Genomic DNA, 20,730 nt, shown 5'->3' with positions numbered 1-20,730 from the left:
ACTATTAGGCTGCCGGTATCATTCTGGCCCCGGGTTGACTCATGTCCACACTTTATCGCACGACGCTGGCAATGTGCTGCCTGGCCTCGTTCCTTCCGTTCGGCGCCTTGGCCGCCGATGCCGAAAAGCCATCCACTACCACCGAGACGCCGGCCACCGAGGTGCCGCGCCCGCCCCTGCTGGAACGCAGCCAGGAGGATGCCCAGGCGCTGGAGCGCCTGGTGCCCAAGGCCGAACAGCAGACATTGCAGGCCGGTGCCGACAGTTTCCTGGCCTTGTGGAAGCCGGCCAATGACAGTGACCCGCAAGGGGCGGTGATCATCGTCCCGGGTGCGGGCGAAACGGCCGACTGGCCAAATGCCGTAGGCCCCTTGAGGCAGAAATTCCCGGATGTCGGCTGGCACAGCCTGAGCCTGAGCTTGCCAGACCTGCTGGCCGACAGCCCGCAGGCGCGGGTCGAGGCCAAGCCCACGGCCGAGCCGGCGAAGGACCAAGGCGAAAGTGCCCCGGCCAAGGACGCCCCGGCCGACGCCAACGCGAATGTTGCCCAGGCCACGGCGGCGGATGCCGACACGGCGGAAAGTACCGACGCCGAACAGGCCAGCGAGCAAACCGACCCTGCAGATGCCGAACGCATCTTTGCCCGGCTGGATGCCGCCGTGGCATTCGCCCAGCAACACAATGCCCGCAGCATCGTGCTGATCGGGCATGGCAGCGGCGCCTACTGGGCAGCCCGCTACCTGAGCGAAAAGCAGCCGCCGCAGGTGCAAAAACTGGTGATGGTTGCCGCGCAGACACCGGCACGGGTGGAACATGACCTGGAAAGCCTGGCACCCACCTTGAAGGTGCCCACTGCCGATATCTACTACGTCACCCGCAGCAGCGACCGCAACGCGGCCGAGCAGCGCCTGCAGGCCAGCAAGCGGCAGAAAGACAGCCAGTATCGGCAGTTGTCGTTGATTGCCATGCCGGGGAACAAGGCGGCCGAGCAGGAGCAGTTGTTCCGCCGGGTGCGGGGGTGGATGAGCCCACAAGGCTGATCCGAGATCGGCGGGGCTGCCAGGCAGCCCATCGCCGGCAAGCCAGCTCCCACAGGTACTGCGCTGGCTTTGGGTTAACGCGGTACCTGTAGGAGCGGCCTTGTGTCGCGATGGGGCGCAACGCGCCCCCGCTTTTACAGGCCGCGGCGCTTGCGGATGATGGCATAGGCCTGGTGCAACTCACGGGTACGCTCGGTGGCTTCACGCACCTGTGCCTCACTGGCACCGGTGCCCGCCAGCTTGTCCGGGTGGTGCCGGCTGACCAGCCGCCGGTAGGCCTGTTTGACCTTGCCGGCATCGGTGTCCGCCTCTACCGCCAGCAGGCGCAGCGCTGCTGCATAGGTCATGGCCACCCCTTCCGTGCCGGCTGCCTTGCGCGGCTCGTACTCCAGCGACATGGCCTGCACCTGGCGCCGGCTCAGGCCTAGCTTTTGCCCCCAGTCCAACAGCAGCTCGCGCTCCTTGTTACCCATCTTGCCGTCGGCCCACACCATGCGCCAGCAGGCACGCAAGGTGCCTTCCGCCGCATGCGGTTGTTGGCGGATGCGGCGCAAGTGACCACCCAGCTTGTCCTTGCCTGCCTTGCCGCGGTTGAATGCGGCTATCGCACGCAACCGGGCCGCTTCGGCCAGGTCCAGGCGCACCATTTCCTGGCGCGCCCGCTGGATATGCTGCTCACCCACCCGGCCATCGCACTTGGCCAGGCGCCCGAGCATCACGAACAGCAACTCGTCATCGCGCATGGACGGTCGCCCGCCCAGGCGCTCGCGCATATCGTCCCAGCCTTCCAGGCGCAGGCGGCGGTCCAGGGCCTGCCCGAGCAACACGCCAAGCAAGGCGCCCGGGATACTGGCGACGGCAAAGCCGGCTCCGGCGCCAATCAATGTGCCTGGCCACCACATGTCAGGCGCTCTCGCCAATCAAGCGCTCGGCCTCGGCCAGGCGCTCAAGCGTGCCCACGTCCACCCAGTGCCCACGGTAGTGCTCACCGCTGACCTGCCCTGCCGCGATGGCCTGGCGCAGCAGCGGTGCCAGCTTGAAGGCGCCTGGCTGGCAGCCGTCAAACAGTGCCGGGTGCAGCACCGAAAGGCCGCTGAAGGTCAGCGTACCAGGCGCGTCATCGCCGTCGACGACCTGCGCGCCTGCCAGGCGGAAGTCACCGCGGTCGTGATGGCCAGGGTTATCGACCAGCACCAGATGGGCCATCCGATCCAGCGGGGCCTGCAAGCGTGCGAAGTCGTAGTCAGTCCAGACATCGCCGTTCACCAGCAGGAATGGCGCGTCACCGAGCAATGGCAAGGCCTTGAAGATGCCGCCGCCCGTTTCCAGCGGCTCGCCTTCAGGCGAATAGCGGATGCTCAGGCCAAAACGGCTGCCGTCACCCAGGTGGTCTTCAATCATCTGGCCGAGCCAGGCGTGATTGATCACCACTTCACTAATGCCCGCTGCCGCCAGGGCGCGCAGGTGGTACTCGATCAGTGGCTGGCCAGCCACAGGGACCAACGGCTTGGGGGTATGCAGGGTCAACGGGCGCATGCGCTCGCCCTTGCCCGCGGCCAAAATCATTGCCTTCATGCACGCGCTCCGGCCTGCAACTGCGCAATCAGCTCACCCAACTCCGCCAATTCGGGCCGGCGGCTGATCACTTCTTCTATATAGGCGAAGAAACGCGGCACGTCGCCCAGGTAACGGGGTTTGCCGTCGCGGTGGCAGATGCGGGCGAAAATGCCGATCACTTTCAGGTGACGCTGCACGCCCATCAGGTCGCTGGCACGCTGGAACGCCTCGAAATCGGCCTGCACTGGAATACCGGCAGCCTGCGCCTTCTGCCAATAGTCGCGCAGCCAGCCTTCAACCCGTGGCTGCGGCCAGCTGAGGAAGGCGTCCTTGAACAGGCAGGTGATGTCGTAGGTGACCGGGCCGTACACCGCGTCCTGGAAGTCCAGCACGCCGGGGTTAGGCGTGCTCTGCATCAGGTTGCGCGGCATGTAGTCACGGTGCACCAGCACCTTGGGCTGGGCCAGGGCGCTGTCGATCAGCAGCTGGCTGACACGCTGCCAGGTAGCCTTCTGGGCATCGTTGAAGACCAGGCCCAGTTCACGCCCCACATACCACTCAGGGAACAGTTCCACTTCACGGCGCAGCAGCGCATCGTCGTAGCTGGGCAGCGGCGCCTCCATCGGCAGGCGCTGGAAGGCCAGCAACGCCTCGATGGCGTCGGCGAACAGGCCATCAGCGTTGTCAGCATCAATGACATCAAGGTATGTCTGGTGACCCAGGTCGCCCAGCAGCAGGAAGCCGCGCTCCAGGTCCTGGGCGTGGATCACGGGCACATGTACGCCGGCGCTTGCCAGCAGGTGGTCAATGGCGACGAACGGTCGGCAGTTTTCCTGCGGGGGTGGCGCATCCATGATCACGAAACTGTGGCCAGCCCCCTGCCAGCGGAAGTAGCGGCGGAAGCTCGCGTCGCTGCTGGCAGCCGTCAAGCTGCCTGCTGGCACTTCGCCCCAGGCGTTGTTGCGGAAAAGATCATTGAGCTGCTCATCGAGCCAGACCGTCAGTTGTTGCAGGCGTACATCATGTTCAGGCATTACAAGGGTCTCCGACGGCCCTAGCCGTCAAGCGGGTCATGCTTTATTATCCAGCATCTTTTTCAGACCATCGAGAGGCGTGCGGCCCCACACGCGGGCAGATGGCACGCAGGAAGCCCGGACTAATAAGATGGCATTGAAATCCCCCGCGTTTCGTAGAAAGTTTCCGTTGCTGGTAACCGGCGGTCTGCTGGCCCTGCAACCTCTGGCCACCTCATACGTAGTGGCAGCCGAACAATTCGACTGCCAAGTGTCCGCCTCCGGTGGTTGGGACTGCAAGCCCAAGGCACCAGTCAACAACCTGCCGCCGCGCCCGGTGCACGAAGGTGCGGCCGTCAGCTCCGGCACAGAAGCCGCGAGCGAAGGCGAAACCGCGGACCGGCCGATGCTGGTCACCGAGGCCAAGGGCCGTGCCCTGAAGTCGCGCAGTGAAGACTACAGCCACCTGGACTGGGTTCCGCGTGAAAAGCTCACCGCCGCACAGCTGGCCGAAACCGGCCCGTACTGCGGTGGTGCTTACGTTGAGCCAACCCGCCCGGGCATGGCCGACACCACGCCGAAGGACGAGTCGCCGACCTACATCAACGCCAAGGTGTCCAAGTACCAGCAGGAGCAGCAGATCGCTACCCTCGCCGGTGACGTGGTGATGCGCCAGGGCAGCATGCAGGCCGAAGCCGACGAGGCCAACCTCTACCAGACCGAAAACCGTGGCGAGCTCAAGGGCAACGTCAAGATCCGTGACAACGGCTCGCTGGTGGTCGGTGACGAGGCACAGATTCAGCTCGACACGGGCGAAGCCCAGGTCGACAACGCCGAATACGTGATGCACAAGTCGCACATCCGCGGCAGTGCCCTGTACGCCAAGCGTGGCGAAAACGCCATCATCCGTCTGAAAGACGGTACGTACACCACCTGCGAACCGGGCAGCAACGCCTGGCAGTTGAAGGGCAACAACATCACCCTGAACCCGGCCACCGGTTTCGGTACCGCGACCAACGTTACGCTGCGGGTCAAGGATTTCCCGGTGTTCTACACACCGTACATCTACTTCCCGATCGACGACCGTCGCCAGTCCGGTTTCCTGCCACCATCGTTCAGCACCAGCAGCGACACCGGCTTCATGCTGGTCACTCCGTACTACTTCAACCTGGCGCCCAACTACGACGCCACGTTGTACCCGCGTTACATGACCAAACGCGGCCTGTTGATGGAAGGCGAGTTCCGCTACCTGACCCCTTCCAGCGAAGGCCAGTTCGGTGGCGCGTACCTGAACGACAAGAACGACGACCGCAAAGACCAGACTGACTATAAAGAACAGCGCTGGATGGTCAACTGGCAGCACAAGGGCGGGCTGGACGAGCGCCTGATGACCGAGGTGGACTACACCGACATCAGCGATCCGTTCTACTTCCAGGACCTGGAATCCGACCAGATCGGCGTGGAAAGCCGCGACCTGCTGAACCAGCAGGGTGCCCTGACCTACCGTGGCGACAGCTACACCGCGCGCCTGAATGTGCATGCCTACGAGATGGCGACCATCTCGCAGATCACGCCGTATGATCGCCTGCCACAAATCACCCTGAACGGCGTGCTGTCTTACAACCCGGGTGGTCTGGTCATGGGTTACGAGAGTGAAGCGGTACGCTTCGATCGTGACCTGAAGGACGACTTCGTGCGGGACAAGGACGGCAATCCTGACTTCTCAGCGGGCGCAGCTGGCCGCCGTCTGGACCAGAACGTCAGCGGCATTGCCCGTGCCAACGGCAACCGCTTCAATGTCGCACCGTCGATCAGCCTGCCGATGGAAGCCAGTTATGGCTACCTGACCCCTAAGCTGAAGTATGCGTATACCCACTACGACCTCGACCTGGACAGCCAGGGCAAGGCGCAGGCAATCACGCAATCTGCCAATCCGGCGTATGGTAGCTACAACAGCTCGCTGAACCGCGACATCCCGATCTTCAGCGTGGACAGTGGCCTTTACTTCGACCGCAACACGTCGATGTTCGGCACCAACTACAAGCAGACCCTCGAGCCGCGCCTGTTCTATCTCAACGTCCCGTACAAGGACCAGAGAGACATCCCGCTGTTCGACTCGGGTGAAACCCTGTTCAGCTACGACTCGCTGTTCCGCGACAACCGCTTCAGTGGCACAGACCGTATCGGCGACGAGAATAAGCTGTCGCTGGGCGTGACTACCCGCTGGATCGAAGAAAACGGCTTCGAGCGCCAGAACTTCAGCATTGGCCAGGCGTACTACTTCAAAGATCGCAAGGTCCAGTTGCCAGGTATCGACTACCGCACACGTGCAGACTCGCAGTCCGATGTGTCGCCGTACGCCTTGCTGTACAACTACTACTTCAACCGCGACTGGCGCTTCAACTCGGACTTCAACTGGGACCCGGACAGCCGCAGCACCCGCTCGGGCAGCGCGATGTTCCATTACCAGCCTGAAGACAATCCGAACAAGATCGTCAACCTCGGTTACCGCTACCGTAACGACACCATTTCCTACGACTCCACTACAGGTCAGTGGCGGGTGGGCGGTGGCGACTACGGCACCCCGGGCAGCGCGAACTACATCAAGGACTACTACAAGATCCAGCAGCACGATTTCTCGGTCATCTGGCCGATCGTTCCGCAGTGGAACGTCATCGCCCGCTGGCAGCATGACTACAACCGCAACCGCACCCTGGAAGCCATGGGTGGTTTCGAGTACGACAACTGCTGCTGGAAGCTGCGCCTGATCAACCGCTACTGGATCGATTACGACGACTTCAGCCAGGCCCTCCCGGCGAACGAAAAAGGCGACCACGGTGTCTTCCTTCAGATCGTCCTGAAAGGCCTCGGTGGCGTAGTTGGCAACAAGGTCGAATCTTTCCTCGACCAAGGCATTCAAGGTTACCGTGAACGTGAAGACCAAGCTTATTGATCGACTGCGCCCGGCGTTGCTGGGCGTTGCAATGCTGAGTGGCGCGGTGCATGCCGCGGTACAACCTCTTGATCGCGTGGTGGCCATCGTCGATAACGACGTGGTCATGCAAAGCCAGCTGGACCAGCGTGTCCACGAGGTGCAGCAAACCATCGCCAAGCGCGGCGGCGGCGTACCGCCGACCGGCGCGCTTGAACAGCAGGTACTGGAACGCCTGATCGTCGAGAACCTGCAACTGCAGATCGGCGAGCGCTCCGGCATCCGCATCACCGACGAAGAGCTGAACCAGGCCATTGGCACCATTGCCCAGCGCAATGGCATGTCGCTGGACCAGTTCCGCGCCGCGCTGGCCCATGACGGCCTGTCGTTCGACGACGCCCGCGAGCAGGTCAAGCGCGAGATGATCATCAGCCGCGTGCGCCAGCGCCGCGTGGCCGAGCGCATCCAGGTGTCGGAGCAGGAAGTGAAGAACTTCCTCAACTCCGACATGGGCAAGATGCAGATGTCGGAAGAGTACCGTCTGGCCAACATCCTGATTCCTACCCCGGAAGGCGCCAATTCGGAAGCCATCCAGGCGGCAGCCCGCCAGGTGGGCGATGTGTACCAGCAGCTCAAGCAAGGTGCGGACTTCGGCCAGTTGGCCATTGCCCGCTCCGCCAGCGAAAACGCCCTGGAAGGCGGCGAAATGGGCTGGCGTAAAGCTGGCCAGCTGCCACCTGACTTTGCCAAGATGCTCAGCAGCATGCCGGTGGGTGAAATTACCCAGCCGATCCGCATCCCCAACGGCTTCATCATCCTCAAGCTTGAGGAGAAGCGCGGTGGCAGCGAAAACGTGCTGCGCGACGAAGTGCATGTACGCCACATCCTGATCAAGCCAAGCGAAATCCGCAGCGACGCGGCCACCGAGCAATTGGCCGAGCGCCTGTACGATCGCATCAAGAACGGCGAAGACTTTGGCGAGTTGGCGAAAAGCTTCTCGGAAGACCCAGGTTCGGCGCTTAACGGCGGCGACCTCAACTGGGTAGACCCGAACAGCCTGGTACCGGAGTTCCGTGAACAGATGGCCGACGCCCAGCAAGGCGTAGTGACCAAACCGTTCAAGACCCAGTACGGGTGGCACGTTCTGGAAGTGCTGGGCCGCCGCGCCACCGACAGCACCGAGCAGGCTCGCGAACAGCAGGCACTGAGCGTACTGCGTAACCGCAAGTACGACGAAGAGCTGCAAACCTGGCTGCGCCAGATCCGCGACGAAGCCTACGTTGAAATCAAGCTGCCTGGCGCCGACCAGGCCGCCCAGTGAAGCCCCTGCGCTTCGCCGTCACTCCCGGCGAGCCGGCCGGCATAGGCCCCGACCTATGCCTGCTGCTCGCCACAGACGCCCAGCCCCACCCCCTGATCGCCATCACCAGCCGTGACCTGCTCGCCGAGCGGGCCGCGCAGCTGGGGCTGGCTGTCAGCCTGCTGCCGGTAGCGCCGGGCCAATGGCCCGAGCAGCCGGCACCAGCGGGCAGCCTGTACGTTTGGGATACCCCCCTGGCAGCCCCGGTTAAGCCGGGCCAGCTGGACAAAGCTAACGCCGCGTTCGTGCTCCAAACCCTGACCCGCGCCGGTCAAGGCTGCCTGGACGGGCATTTCGCCGGGATGATCACTGCCCCTGTACACAAGGGCGTGATCAACGAAAGCGGTATCGCCTTCTCCGGGCATACCGAGTTCCTTGCCGAGCTGACCCACACCGCTCAAGTGGTGATGATGCTGGCCACCCACGGCCTGCGCGTGGCCCTGGTGACCACGCACCTGCCGCTGCGTGATATTGCCGACGCCATCACTGCCGAACGCCTGGAGCGTGTAACCCGTATCCTGCATGCCGACATGCGCGACAAGTTCGGCATTGCCAACCCGCGCATCCTGGTGTGCGGCCTCAACCCGCATGCGGGTGAGGGCGGCCACCTTGGCCGCGAGGAAATCGACATCATCGAGCCGACCCTGGCCCGCCTGCGCACCGAAGGCATGGACCTGCGCGGGCCGCTGCCGGCCGATACCCTGTTTACCCCCAAATATCTGGAGCACTGCGACGCGGTGCTGGCGATGTACCACGACCAAGGCCTGCCCGTACTCAAGTACAAAGGCTTCGGTGCTGCGGTCAACGTGACCCTGGGCCTGCCGATCATCCGCACGTCGGTTGACCACGGCACCGCCCTGGACCTGGCCGGCACCGGCAAGGTCGACACCGGCAGCCTGCGCGTCGCGCTGGAAACCGCCTACCAGATGGCCGAGAACCGACCATGAACGAGCAATACCAACACCGGGCGCGCAAGCGCTTCGGCCAGAACTTCCTGCACGACGCCGGCATCATCGACCGCATCCTGCGCGCCATCCACGCCAAGGCCGGCGAACACCTGCTGGAAATCGGCCCGGGCCAGGGCGCCCTGACCGAAGGCCTGCTGGGCAGCGGTGCACAACTGGACGTGGTGGAGCTGGACAAGGACCTGGTGCCGATCCTGCAACACAAGTTCGCTGGCCGCAGCAACTTCCGCCTGCACCAGGGCGACGCCCTGAAGTTCGACTTCAACCAGCTGGGCGTACCGCCGCGCAGCCTCAAGGTAGTGGGCAACCTGCCCTACAACATTTCCACCCCGCTGATTTTCCACCTGCTCAGCCATGCCGGGCTGATCCGCGACATGCACTTCATGCTGCAGAAGGAAGTGGTCGAGCGCATGGCTGCCGGCCCGGGTGGCGGTGACTGGGGGCGTTTGTCGATCATGGTGCAGTACCACTGCCGGGTCGAGCACCTGTTCAACGTAGGCCCTGGCGCCTTCAACCCACCACCGAAGGTAGATTCGGCCATCGTCCGCCTGGTGCCGCACGAAGTGCTGCCGCACCCGGCCAAAGACGCCAAGTTGCTGGAGCAGGTGGTGCGCGAGGCGTTCAACCAGCGCCGCAAGACCCTGCGCAACACCATGAAAGGCCTGCTCGACAGCGCGGCCATCGAGGCTGCCGGCGTGGATGGCAGCCTGCGCCCCGAACAGCTGGACCTGGCGGCCTTTGTGCGCCTGGCTGACCAGTTGGCTGATCAGCAGCAAGCCTGATTCAGCCTGTACCGGCCCCTTCGCGGGCTTGCCCGCTCCCACAGTTACACCACTACCTTCAAATGTGGTGAGATCCTGTGGGAGCGGGTTCACCCGCGAAGAGGCCGGTACAGACAACACAAACCCTCAAGCCCCTACACCGCTGGCCCTCCCCCCTCCCAATGGCCTAGACTGCATTATTGCGTCAGCTCGCCCAAGGCCCTTGCATGTCCGACCCCCGCTATCAAATCGACGTCAGCGTCGTGACCCGCTACCTGAAAGAACAATCCGACCCCGAAAACGATCGTTTCGCGTTCGCCTACACCATTACCGTGCAGAACAATGGTTCGATCACGGCCAAGTTGCTGTCGCGCCACTGGCTGATCACCAACGGTAACGGCGAAGTCGAGGAAGTTCGCGGCGCTGGCGTAGTCGGCCAGCAACCCAACATCGACCCGGGGCAGAGCCACACCTACAGCAGTGGCGCAGTCATCAGCACCCGCGTGGGTACCATGCAGGGCAGCTACCAGATGTTTGCCGAAGACGGTAAGCGCTTCGACGCTGAGATCGCCCCGTTCCGCCTGGCGGTACCCGGGGCCTTGCACTAATGGCCACTTATGCCGTGGGCGACCTGCAGGGCTGCCTGCAACCGCTAAAGTGTTTGCTCGAACGCGTCAGCTTCAACCCGGCAGTCGACCGCCTATGGCTGGTCGGCGACCTGGTCAACCGCGGCCCGGAATCACTGGAAACCCTGCGCTTCCTGTATTCGATCCGCCAGTCACTGGTCTGCGTGCTGGGCAACCATGACCTGCACCTGCTGGCCACCTGGCACAACGTCGAGCGGCTGAAAAAAAGCGACACCCTGCGCGAAATCATCGAAGCACCCGACGCCGACCAGCTGTTCGACTGGCTGCGCCAGCAAAAACTGCTGCATTACGACGAGGCACGCGGCATTGCCATGGCGCACGCCGGCATCCCGCCACAGTGGACGCTCGGCCAGGCCCTTGGCCTTGCCGCCGAGGTGGAAGAAGTACTGCGCGACGATGGCCGCCTGAAGCTGTACCTCGACGGCATGTACGGCAACGAGCCGAACAAGTGGAGCAAGAACCTCACCGGCGTCGAGCGCCTGCGGGTCATTACCAACTACTTCACACGCATGCGCTTCTGCACCGCCGAGGGCAAGCTCGACCTCAAGAGCAAAGAAGGGCTGGGCACCGGGCCCAAGGGCTACAAACCCTGGTTTGCCCACAAGGACCGCCGCTCGCGGCATGTGAAGATCATCTTCGGCCACTGGGCGGCCCTTGAAGGCCGTGTCGACGAGCCCGACGTCATCGCCCTGGACACCGGTTGCGTGTGGGGCGGCGCCATGACCTTGTACAACGTCGACAGCGGCGAGTACCACCGCTGCGACTGCGCCGACGACGGCACCGTCCGGCAACCGGCACAACCCACTACACTGAACGATCAACCCTGAAGAGAGCCGTACCCATGAGCGAATTCAAGCGCATCCCTCCCGAACAGGCCCTGGCCCTGCGCGCGCAAGGTGCGGTAGTCGTCGACATTCGCGACCCGCAGGCCTTCGCTGCCGGCCATATCACTGGCGCCCAGCATCTGGATAACCATTCGGTGGCCGAGTTCATCCGCAATGCAGACCTCGACGCCCCCACCTTGGTTGTCTGCTACCACGGCAACTCCAGCCAGAGCGCTGCCGCCTACCTGGTAGGCCAGGGCTTCTCCGACGTCTACAGCGTCGACGGCGGCTTTGAACTGTGGCGTACTACCTACCCGGCCGAGACAGCCCAAGGCGCTGCCGAATAAATATTTTCATTTTTACTGCAGCCCGCGCCCTGTGCGGGCTTGCGGCTTATCTGACGAACGGTCGTTCGTAACTTCTGCCCACCTCGCCCCTTGACCTTGCAGATAACCAACTACGCTTAAGCTCAGGCCATCCAAAAAAGGGGAGAGCCGGTACACCGGCGTGCGGGTCATCGGTAGCGTTACAGGGTGTTCTGGGGGGTATACAGCAATCGGCGAGCCCGGTTGCATGCCAGCATCAGCTGACTGATCCGGCGTCGTCTCCACGTATCGAGCGAGGTGACGTCATGAGTATTTTTAGCCACTTCCAACAACGTTTCGAGTCTACGCGCCAGGAAGAACTCTCGCTGCAGGAGTATCTTGACCTATGCAAGCAAGATAAGAGCGCCTACGCATCTGCGGCCGAACGGCTGTTGCTGGCAATCGGTGAGCCAGAGCTGATCGACACCTCTACCAATTCCAGGCTGTCGCGCATCTTTTCCAACAAGGTTATCCGCCGCTATCCGGCCTTTGCCGACTTCCATGGCATGGAAGAGTGCATCGACCAGATCGTCTCTTACTTCCGCCACGCCGCCCAAGGCCTGGAAGAGAAGAAACAGATCCTCTATTTGCTGGGCCCGGTAGGTGGCGGTAAATCGTCGCTGGCCGAAAAGCTCAAGCAACTGATGGAAAAGGTACCGTTCTACGCCATCAAGGGTTCACCGGTATTCGAATCGCCTTTGGGCTTGTTCAACGCCACCGAAGATGGGGCCATTCTCGAGGAAGAGTATGGGATCTCACGGCGTTACCTGAACACCATCATGTCGCCATGGGCCACCAAGCGCCTGCAAGAGTTTGGTGGTGATATCTCCAAGTTCACGGTGGTGAAGCTCTACCCCTCGATTCTCAACCAGATCGCCATCGCCAAGACCGAACCCGGTGACGAGAACAACCAGGACATCTCTGCCCTGGTCGGTAAAGTCGATATCCGCAAACTCGAAGAATTCCCTCAGAACGACGCCGACGCCTACAGCTACTCGGGCGCACTGTGCCGGGCCAACCAGGGCCTGATGGAATTCGTCGAAATGTTCAAGGCGCCGATCAAGGTCCTGCACCCCTTGCTCACCGCCACCCAGGAAGGTAACTACAACAGTACCGAAGGCCTTGGGGCCATCCCTTACACTGGTATCCTGCTGGCCCACTCCAACGAATCGGAGTGGCACACCTTCCGCAACAACAAGAACAACGAAGCGTTCATCGACCGGATCTACATCGTCAAGGTGCCGTACTGCCTGCGCGTCAGTGACGAAATCAAGATCTACGACAAACTGCTGGTCAACAGTTCGCTGTCCAAGGCCCATTGCGCGCCGGACACGCTCAAGATGCTGGCCCAGTTCACCGTGCTTTCGCGCCTCAAGGAGCCTGAAAACTCCAACATCTATTCGAAGATGCGCGTCTACGACGGGGAAAACCTCAAGGATACCGATCCAAAGGCCAAGTCGATCCAGGAGTACCGCGACTCGGCCGGCGTCGACGAGGGCATGAACGGCCTGTCGACCCGCTTCGCCTTCAAGATCCTGTCCAAGGTATTCAACTTCGACCCACACGAGATTGCCGCCAACCCGGTGCACCTGCTGTATGTGCTGGAACAGCAGATTGAACAGGAACAGTTCCCGGCCGAAGTGCGCGAACGCTACCTGCGCTACCTGAAGGAATACCTGGCACCGCGCTACATCGAGTTCATCGGCAAGGAAATCCAGACAGCCTACCTGGAGTCCTACAGCGAATACGGCCAGAACATCTTCGACCGCTATGTGTTGTACGCCGACTTCTGGATCCAGGACCAGGAGTACCGCGACCCGGAAACCGGCGAAATCCTCAACCGCATCGCCCTCAACGAAGAACTGGAAAAAATCGAGAAACCGGCCGGCATCAGCAACCCGAAAGACTTCCGCAACGAGATCGTCAACTTCGTGTTGCGCGCACGCGCCAACAACAACGGCAAGAACCCAAGCTGGCTGAGCTATGAAAAGTTGCGGGTGGTGATCGAGAAGAAAATGTTCTCCAACACCGAAGACCTGCTGCCCGTCATCAGCTTCAACGCCAAGGCCAGCAAAGAGGACCAGAAGAAACACAACGACTTCGTCACCCGGATGGTGGAACGTGGCTACACCGACAAACAGGTGCGCCTGCTGTCGGAATGGTACCTGCGGGTCAGGAAATCGCAATAAAGCGACAGGCTGCCTAGTGACAAGCTACAAGCTGCAAGCCACACGCTGTCTGGCGCCAGCGCAAGCCAGGCGCCAACATCTGCGGCAGTGATAGCTGCTTTTACTTGCAGCTTGAAGCTTGCCGCTTGGAGCTTATGGCTTGTGGCTTGCAGCTGTTCCCAGCTACCGGAGGGACCATGAGCTACGTTATCGACCGACGCCTGAACGGCAAGAACAAGAGCACGGTCAACCGCCAGCGCTTCTTGCGGCGGTACCGCGAACACATCAAGAAGGCCGTCGAAGAGGCGGTGAGCCGCCGTTCCATCATGGACATGGAACATGGCGAGCAGATCAGCATTCCCGGTCGCGACATCGACGAACCCGTGCTGCACCATGGTCGCGGGGGCAAGCAGACCATCGTGCACCCTGGCAACAAGGAATTCACTGCCGGTGAACACATCCCAAGGCCGCAAGGCGGTGGTGGTGGCGGCGGCGGCCGCGGCAAGGCGGGCAATTCCGGCGAAGGCATGGACGAATTCGTCTTCCAGATCACCCAGGAAGAGTTTCTCGAGTTCATGTTCGAAGACCTCGAGCTACCCAACCTGGTCAAGCGTCACCTGACGGGCGCCGACACCTTCAAGACCGTACGTGCCGGCATCGCCAACGAAGGCAACCCGTCGCGCATCAATATCGTGCGCACCCTGCGCTCGGCACATGCACGGCGCATTGCCCTGACCGGCAGCAGCCGCGCACTGTTGCGTGAGGCACAAAAGGAACTCGACCGCCTGCGGGTCGAGGAACCGGACAATTTCACTGATATCCAGGAAGTCGAACAGGAAATCGACCGTTTGAAGGCACGCATCAATCGCCTGCCCTTCCTCGACACCTTCGACCTCAAGTACAACCTGCTGGTCAAGCAGCCCAACCCCAGCTCCAAGGCGGTCATGTTCTGCCTGATGGACGTGTCCGGCTCGATGACCCAGGCCACCAAGGACATCGCCAAGCGCTTCTTCATCCTGCTGTACCTGTTCCTCAAGCGTAACTACGACCGCATCGAAGTGGTGTTCATCCGCCACCACACCAGCGCCCGCGAAGTCGACGAAGAAGAGTTCTTCTACTCGCGCGAGACCGGCGGCACCATCGTCTCCAGTGCGCTCAAGCTGATGCAGGAGATCATGGCCGAACGTTACCCGGCCAGCGACTGGAACATCTATGCCGCGCAAGCGTCTGACGGCGATAACTGGAACGACGACTCGCCGATCTGCCGCGAGATCCTCTCCAAACAGATCATGCCGCATGTGCAGTACTACACTTACGTAGAGATCACCCCTCGTGAACACCAGGCGCTGTGGTATGAATACGAACGCATCGGTGAAGCCTACCCCGACACGTTCGCCCAGCAGCAGTTGGTATCGGCCGGCGACATCTACCCGGTCTTCCGTGAACTCTTCCAGCGCAGGTTAGCCACATGACCGCCAGAGCACAGAGACGCCAACCCATTTCCACCGGGTCCGAGTGGACGTTCGAGCTGATCCAGACCTACGATCGGGAAATCAGCCGCCTGGCCGAGCGTTACGCCCTGGACACCTACCCCAACCAGATCGAGGTGATCACTGCCGAGCAGATGATGGACGCCTATGCCTCGGTCGGCATGCCACTGGGCTACCACCACTGGTCCTATGGCAAGCAGTTCCTCAGCACGGAAAAGTCGTACAGCCGCGGCCAGATGGGCCTGGCCTACGAGATCGTGATCAACTCCGACCCCTGCATCGCCTACCTGATGGAAGAAAACACCATGTGCATGCAGGCACTGGTGATTGCCCACGCCTGCTACGGCCATAACAGCTTCTTCAAAGGCAACTATCTGTTCCGCACCTGGACCGACGCCAGTTCGATCATCGATTACCTGGTGTTCGCCAAGCAATACATCGCCCAGTGCGAAGAGCGCCATGGCATTGATGCAGTGGAAGACCTGATCGACTCCTGCCATGCCCTGATGAACTACGGTGTAGACCGCTACAAGCGGCCCTACCCCATTTCCGCCGAGGAGGAGCGGCGCCGGCAACAGGAGCGCGAGGAGCACCTGCAGCGGCAGATCAACGACCTTTGGCGCACCATTCCGAAAAGCGCCGAAAAGGGTAACGAGCGTGATGATGGGCGCTTCCCCGCCGAACCGCAGGAAAACATCCTGTATTTCATCGAAAAAAATGCACCGCTACTCGAGCCCTGGCAGCGCGAGGTGGTGCGTATCGTGCGCAAGATCGCCCAGTACTTCTACCCGCAGCGCCAGACCCAGGTGATGAACGAAGGCTGGGCAACCTTCTGGCACTACACGCTGATGAACGACCTGTACGACGAGGGGCTGATCACCGAAGGCTTCATGATGGAGTTCTTGCAGTCGCACACCAGCGTTGTGTTCCAGCCCGGTTTCGACAGCCCGTACTACAGCGGCATCAACCCGTACGCACTGGGCTTTGCCATGTACAGCGACATCCGCCGCATGTGCGAAAACCCGACAGAGGAGGATCGCTACTGGTTCCCCGAAATTGCCGGCAGCGACTGGCTTTCTACCATCAAGTTCGCCATGAGCAGCTTCAAGGACGAGAGCTTCATCCTGCAGTATTTGTCGCCCAAGGTGATGCGCGATCTCAAGCTGTTCAGCATCCTCGATGACGACCAGCGCGACGACCTGCTGGTGCCCGCCATTCACGACGAAGCAGGCTACCGGGTGATTCGTGAGCAATTGGCAGCGCAGTACAACCTGGGCAACCGTGAACCCAACGTGCAGATCTGGAGCGTCGACCGCCGTGGCGACCGCTCGCTGACCCTGCGCCACCAGCAGCACAACCGCAAACCGCTGGGCGAATCGACCGATGAAGTGCTCAAGCACCTGCACCGCCTGTGGGGCTTCGATATCCACCTGGAGACCGTGCAGGGCGATCAGGTGATGAAGACCCACCACATGCCACCGCGCGGCGAGCACGGCGAAAGCGCCGACTACGGTCGCATGGACCTGGCCGTCATCCACCACCTCTAGTGCAACGCAATGACTGCCGGCAGGGTATCCTGTCGGCAGTTATGGAGAGTTGCACATGCACATCTACAAAGTTGGCGGCGCCGTACGCGACCGCCTGCTAGGCCGCCCGGTCAGCGATATCGACTGGCTGGTGGTTGGCGCAACCGTCGACGAAATGCTTGCCAAGGGCTATCGGCCGGTGGGTGCCGATTTCCCGGTATTCCTGCACCCGAAAACCGGCGAGGAATACGCCCTGGCGCGCACCGAGCGCAAGAGCGGACGCGGCTATGGCGGGTTCACCTTCCACGCCAGCCCCGACGTTACCCTGGAAGAAGACCTGATCCGCCGCGACCTGACCATCAATGCGATGGCCGAGGATGAAGCTGGCGCGGTGTACGATCCCTACCACGGCAAAAACGATCTCGATAAACGCCTTTTACGCCACGTTTCCCCGGCGTTCGCCGAAGATCCTCTGCGCGTCCTGCGCGTTGCCCGCTTTGCTGCCCGCTATGCGCCACTGGGTTTCCGGGTTGCCGACGAAACCTTGGAGCTGATGCGCCTGATCAGTGCTTCGGGCGAGTTGCAGGCACTGACCGCTGAACGCAGCTGGAAGGAAATCGAGCGAGCGCTGATGGAGGCGAAACCGCAGGTGTTCTTCCAGGTACTACGTGCTTGTGGGGCCCTGCAACAGCTGCTGCCTGAACTTGATGACGACGCCCAGGCACTGGCAGCACTGGAACAGGCCGCGCTGCACGAACAACCTCTGCACGTGCGCTGGGCCTGCCTGCTGCACGCTCTGCCCTCGGCCTCGATCAAGGCGGTCAATCAGCGCCTCAAGGCGCCACGGGAGTGCCAGGAACTGGCATTGCTGACGGGTGAGTGCCTGGCACAGGCCGACCAGGCGCTGTCGCTACCTGCTACGGCATTGCTGGAGCTGCTGCAAAAGTTTGATGTGTACCGGCGGCCGCAGCGCTTCGAGGATTTCCTCAGTGCTTGCGAAATGACTGCGCTGGGCGTGGGCAAAGCGGGTTATCCACAGGCCGATTATCTGCGTGGCGCAGCGGCGGCGGCGCGGGCAGTGGATGTGAAGCCGCTGGTGCAGGCCGGGCATACCGGCCAGGCTTTGGGCGAAGCGCTCAAAGGTGAGCGGCTGAAAGCGCTTGAGGCTTACCAACCCGGTTAGAGCTACCGGCCCTTTCGCGGCTAAAGCCGCTTGTATGGTGATACTTGAAGGGGTGGTGGGACGAAAAAGCCGATTCTGACTGTTCACAGCAGTACAGACCGTGGGAGACATCGCCCCACCCCTTCCACCAAAGCGCCGATAAAGAATGCATCGTTTGCAAGCGACGATAGAAGCAAGCCAGCGCCTCTTGGTGAAACCCCTTCAAGCTGAAAAACCATAACGTGAGGAGTCACCTATGGCAATGCAGGTGGGCAAGTTGATTGTGGGTGCGGATGTCGCAAAAGCTGAGCTGGTTATCCATCACGATGAGCGCGATGAGATCGTCAGGCTGAAAAACTCCAAGCTCGAAATTAAGAAATGGCTGAAGCAGCAGCCACTCAATACAGCTATCGCTGTTGAGGCGACCAATGTCTATCACCTGGACTTAGTTGAGCTGGCTCATCGTCAGGGCTTCGAGGTTTATATCATCGATGGCTTTCAACTGAGCAACTACCGGAAAAGTGTTGGCGGACGGGTGAAAACCGATCCGTCCGACGCTCGGTTGCTGTCCCGCTTTCTGAAAAACGAAGGTGAGGATCTTCGTCCCTGGAGCCCGCCGCCCGCCGTCTACGGCAAGCTTCAGAGCCTCCTGCGACGCAGAGCTGCCTTGGTGAGTGCCCGCACTGCAATGACCCAGAGCTGGGCTAATGAAGGCCTCCTGAAAACCGCGTTCAATACTTTTGTGAAATCAATAGATCGACTGGATCAGTTGATTCAGAAGAAGATTAAAGACGTGCTGCGAGAGGCTGGCTTGCACGAGCAAGTCGCTCGCTGCCAGGCAGTAGAGGGCATTGGTTTTCTCACCGCCACAGCGCTGGTAATGGCTTTTACGAGGGGTGAGTTCAAGAGCAGTGATTCGTACATCGCCTTCTTGGGGATGGATCTACGTGTCAGCGATTCCGGGCAGAAGAACGGACGGCGCTGCCTTACAAAACGAGGCTGCTCAGAGATCCGTCGTTTGTTACACAACGCAGCGATGGCAGCCAGCAAGTCGCCCGCGTGGAACGGGGACTATAAACGGCACCTGAACAACGGAAAAGCAACGACCCAGGCGTTGGTAATCCTCGCCAGGAAGCTAGCAAGGGTGGCATTCGCCCTGATGAAGAATCAGGACGAATACACTACCAAAGGCGTCAAACCGGCTTGCTGAAAACCATAGAATCTCCCACAGGTACTGTGTTAACTCGAAGCCAGCGCAGTCCCTGTGGGAGCGGGCATGCCCGCGAAACAGGCGACGCAGTGGATGGCACCGGCTTTGCCGGTGTTCGCGGGCTTGCCCGCTCCCACAGGTGTAGCGTTGCCTTCAAGTTGGCGCGGTCCTGTGGGAGCGGCTTTAGCCGCGAAAGGGCCAGTACAGGCTTATGCTGGGGTCAGCTGCAACCCACGCCACTCAAAGGCGACCGGGGCCAGTACCTGATCGATCTGCGCCTCCTGCCATAACTGCGCCATGCGCTTGCCCACCCCCGGGTGCACCAGCTCAGGCGCCAGCAGCGACAGCGGCCACAGCACAAACGCGTTCTTCAGGATCTCGGCCCGGGGCAGTACCAAGCCATCGAAGGTGCCAAGCAAATCGTCATACATCAACACGTCGATATCCAGCGGCAGCCCTTTGCGATCCGGCGCATAGCGACCATTGTCGGCCTCGATGAACTTCAGCCGGCGGTCCAGCTCGATCAGCGGCAGCTCGGTTTGCCCGGTCACCACGAAGTTGATGAACGGTCCACTCTTGATCCCCACCGCCTGGCTTTCGAACGCCGGCGAGCAGCGCATGTCGGTGAGGATGCCGGCCAGCGCATCCAACCCGGCGCACAAGTGCGCCTCGCGGTCGATGTTGCTGCCAAGGCCCAGGTAAACCGTGCTCAGAGACATCCGCGCTCAATCTCCACGCCAACACCACCACGAGCCGCCGGCACCGCCCCCGGCTTGGTAAGTTTCAACCGCACCCAAGGGATCTGGAACTCATCCATCAAGGTGGCCACCAGGCGCTCGGCAAAGGTTTCCACCAACTCGAAACGCGCCTGCTCGGCAAACGCCTGCACACGCGCCGACACGCTGGCATAGTCCAGCGCCAGGCTCAGGTCGTCACCCGCTGCCGCCGGGCGGTTGTCCCAGGCAAAGCTCAGGTCCAGGCGCAAGCACTGGCGAATATCCCGCTCCCAGTCATAGGCACCGATCACGGTATCGACTTCCAGGCCTTCGATGAACACTCTGTCCAAGCACTTCTCTCCACAGCACGACAAGGGCGACTGGCGCCGTTAGAATCAGGGCGTCCTCGCCCGGAATAGTTAGCATGTTTTGGTTACTGGCGTTGCTCGCCTACCTGCTCGGCTCGCTGTCCTTTGCCATCGTCCTCAGCCGCCTTTCGGGCAGCCCAGACCCGCGCTCCAGCGGCTCAGGCAATGCCGGCGCCACCAACATGCTACGCCTGGCGGGCCGCAAACTGGCGATCCTGACCCTGCTTGGCGACCTGTGCAAGGGCCTTTTGCCGGTATTGCTCGCACGCTTTGCCGGGCTGGACCTGCAGGCGCAAGCCTGGGTAGGCGTCTGCGCGGTGCTGGGCCACCTGTTCCCGCTGTACTTCTGTTTCCGGGGCGGCAAGGGCGTGGCCACCGCAGCCGGCATGCTCATGGGCCTGTACTTCCCGGCCGCACTGCTGGCCATCGGCGCCTGGCTGCTGACCTTCTACCTCACCCGTACCAGCTCGCTGGCGGCACTGATAGCCACGCCACTCACCTTGCCACTGCTGGCCTGGCGCGAGCCCGAAGCCCTGCTGCCGATCAGCGTGCTGACTGTAATGATCGTGTGGCGCCACCGCAGCAACCTGCGCGACCTGTTTGCCGGGCGCGAGCGACACTTCTGA

General features: G+C 61.7%; 19 protein-coding genes. 14 read left to right on the top strand and 5 right to left on the bottom strand.

The features are described 5' to 3' along the window. The first annotated feature begins 41 nt into the window (after window positions 1–41). Window positions 42–1,040, top strand: coding sequence for an alpha/beta hydrolase family protein (locus ACIQUI_RS01385; RefSeq protein WP_403194369.1), 999 nt, complete (start codon window positions 42–44; stop codon window positions 1,038–1,040). 134 nt (window positions 1,041–1,174) lie between these two features. Here the strand turns inward: ACIQUI_RS01385 and ACIQUI_RS01380 are convergent, their stop codons facing one another. Genes ACIQUI_RS01380 through ACIQUI_RS01370 form a run of 3 tightly spaced genes read right to left on the bottom strand, consistent with a single transcriptional unit; the run spans window position 1,175 to window position 3,631 of the window. Then, on the bottom strand, window positions 1,175–1,942 hold the full coding sequence (locus tag ACIQUI_RS01380) for a TerB family tellurite resistance protein (RefSeq protein ID WP_403194367.1): 768 nt from the start codon (window positions 1,940–1,942) through the stop codon (window positions 1,175–1,177). A gap of 1 nt (window position 1,943) precedes the next feature. After that, window positions 1,944–2,615 (bottom strand): N-acetylmuramate alpha-1-phosphate uridylyltransferase MurU, encoded by a 672-nt coding sequence (murU, locus tag ACIQUI_RS01375; RefSeq protein ID WP_403194365.1) that lies wholly within the window; start codon window positions 2,613–2,615, stop codon window positions 1,944–1,946. Then, window positions 2,612–3,631 carry an aminoglycoside phosphotransferase family protein gene (locus tag ACIQUI_RS01370; RefSeq protein WP_403194363.1) on the bottom strand — a complete coding sequence of 340 codons (1,020 nt, stop codon included), beginning with the start codon at window positions 3,629–3,631 and terminating at the stop codon, window positions 2,612–2,614. The genes murU and ACIQUI_RS01370 overlap by 4 nt, the downstream gene beginning before the upstream one ends. Before the next feature lie 130 nt (window positions 3,632–3,761). On the opposite strand from ACIQUI_RS01370, the gene ACIQUI_RS01365 reads away from it, so the two are divergent. From ACIQUI_RS01365 to ACIQUI_RS01310, 12 genes are all read left to right on the top strand, one after another. Continuing rightward, the gene (locus ACIQUI_RS01365; protein ID WP_403194361.1) at window positions 3,762–6,563 is read left to right on the top strand and encodes an LPS-assembly protein LptD; all 2,802 of its coding nucleotides are present in this window, start codon (window positions 3,762–3,764) and stop codon (window positions 6,561–6,563) included. After that, the gene (gene surA / locus ACIQUI_RS01360) at window positions 6,544–7,863 is read left to right on the top strand and encodes a peptidylprolyl isomerase SurA (RefSeq protein WP_403194359.1); all 1,320 of its coding nucleotides are present in this window, start codon (window positions 6,544–6,546) and stop codon (window positions 7,861–7,863) included. Before ACIQUI_RS01365 ends, surA begins: the two co-directional genes overlap by 20 nt. After that, window positions 7,860–8,849 carry a 4-hydroxythreonine-4-phosphate dehydrogenase PdxA gene (gene pdxA, locus ACIQUI_RS01355; RefSeq protein ID WP_403194358.1) on the top strand — a complete coding sequence of 330 codons (990 nt, stop codon included), beginning with the start codon at window positions 7,860–7,862 and terminating at the stop codon, window positions 8,847–8,849. The genes surA and pdxA overlap by 4 nt, the downstream gene beginning before the upstream one ends. Continuing rightward, on the top strand, window positions 8,846–9,649 hold the full coding sequence (rsmA, locus tag ACIQUI_RS01350; protein ID WP_391135852.1) for a 16S rRNA (adenine(1518)-N(6)/adenine(1519)-N(6))-dimethyltransferase RsmA: 804 nt from the start codon (window positions 8,846–8,848) through the stop codon (window positions 9,647–9,649). The genes pdxA and rsmA overlap by 4 nt, the downstream gene beginning before the upstream one ends. Window positions 9,650–9,855: 206 nt before the next feature. Further along, window positions 9,856–10,236 (top strand): Co2+/Mg2+ efflux protein ApaG, encoded by a 381-nt coding sequence (gene apaG, locus ACIQUI_RS01345; RefSeq protein ID WP_391135855.1) that lies wholly within the window; start codon window positions 9,856–9,858, stop codon window positions 10,234–10,236. Then, window positions 10,236–11,102 carry a symmetrical bis(5'-nucleosyl)-tetraphosphatase gene (locus ACIQUI_RS01340; RefSeq protein WP_403194355.1) on the top strand — a complete coding sequence of 289 codons (867 nt, stop codon included), beginning with the start codon at window positions 10,236–10,238 and terminating at the stop codon, window positions 11,100–11,102. Before apaG ends, ACIQUI_RS01340 begins: the two co-directional genes overlap by 1 nt. Window positions 11,103–11,116: 14 nt before the next feature. Beyond that, window positions 11,117–11,446, top strand: a complete 330-nt coding sequence (gene glpE / locus ACIQUI_RS01335; RefSeq protein ID WP_403194353.1) for a thiosulfate sulfurtransferase GlpE — start codon at window positions 11,117–11,119, stop codon at window positions 11,444–11,446. Between the two features lie 284 nt (window positions 11,447–11,730). Then, window positions 11,731–13,653: a PrkA family serine protein kinase gene (locus tag ACIQUI_RS01330; RefSeq protein ID WP_201202343.1), complete on the top strand. Its 1,923-nt coding sequence runs from the start codon at window positions 11,731–11,733 to the stop codon at window positions 13,651–13,653. Window positions 13,654–13,829: 176 nt separating this feature from the next. After that, entirely contained in the window at window positions 13,830–15,104 is a 1,275-nt protein-coding gene (locus ACIQUI_RS01325) for a YeaH/YhbH family protein (RefSeq protein ID WP_403194351.1), read from the top strand. After that, the gene (locus tag ACIQUI_RS01320) at window positions 15,101–16,669 is read left to right on the top strand and encodes a SpoVR family protein (RefSeq protein ID WP_403194350.1); all 1,569 of its coding nucleotides are present in this window, start codon (window positions 15,101–15,103) and stop codon (window positions 16,667–16,669) included. The genes ACIQUI_RS01325 and ACIQUI_RS01320 overlap by 4 nt, the downstream gene beginning before the upstream one ends. Before the next feature lie 55 nt (window positions 16,670–16,724). Then, the gene (locus ACIQUI_RS01315; RefSeq protein WP_403194349.1) at window positions 16,725–17,831 is read left to right on the top strand and encodes a multifunctional CCA addition/repair protein; all 1,107 of its coding nucleotides are present in this window, start codon (window positions 16,725–16,727) and stop codon (window positions 17,829–17,831) included. Window positions 17,832–18,066: 235 nt separating this feature from the next. Beyond that, entirely contained in the window at window positions 18,067–19,020 is a 954-nt protein-coding gene (locus ACIQUI_RS01310) for a transposase (protein ID WP_391131927.1), read from the top strand. Window positions 19,021–19,229: 209 nt separating this feature from the next. Here ACIQUI_RS01310 and folK read toward each other — a convergent pair whose 3' ends face one another. Next, window positions 19,230–19,739, bottom strand: coding sequence for a 2-amino-4-hydroxy-6-hydroxymethyldihydropteridine diphosphokinase (folK, locus tag ACIQUI_RS01305; protein ID WP_403194347.1), 510 nt, complete (start codon window positions 19,737–19,739; stop codon window positions 19,230–19,232). Then, window positions 19,730–20,086: a dihydroneopterin aldolase gene (gene folB / locus ACIQUI_RS01300; RefSeq protein WP_391135877.1), complete on the bottom strand. Its 357-nt coding sequence runs from the start codon at window positions 20,084–20,086 to the stop codon at window positions 19,730–19,732. Before folB ends, folK begins: the two co-directional genes overlap by 10 nt. A 74-nt stretch (window positions 20,087–20,160) precedes the next feature. Here folB and plsY point away from each other — a divergent pair, with 74 nt between their 5' ends. After that, a complete protein-coding gene (plsY, locus tag ACIQUI_RS01295; protein ID WP_403194345.1) occupies window positions 20,161–20,730 on the top strand; it encodes a glycerol-3-phosphate 1-O-acyltransferase PlsY in 570 nt (189 codons plus the stop codon).

Origin of the sequence: Pseudomonas sp. NPDC090592 (assembly GCF_044769185.1) — a bacterium.
In the GTDB taxonomy this organism is placed as follows: Bacteria; Pseudomonadota; Gammaproteobacteria; order Pseudomonadales; family Pseudomonadaceae; genus Aquipseudomonas.
This window is presented reverse-complemented; position numbering and strand designations above follow the sequence as displayed.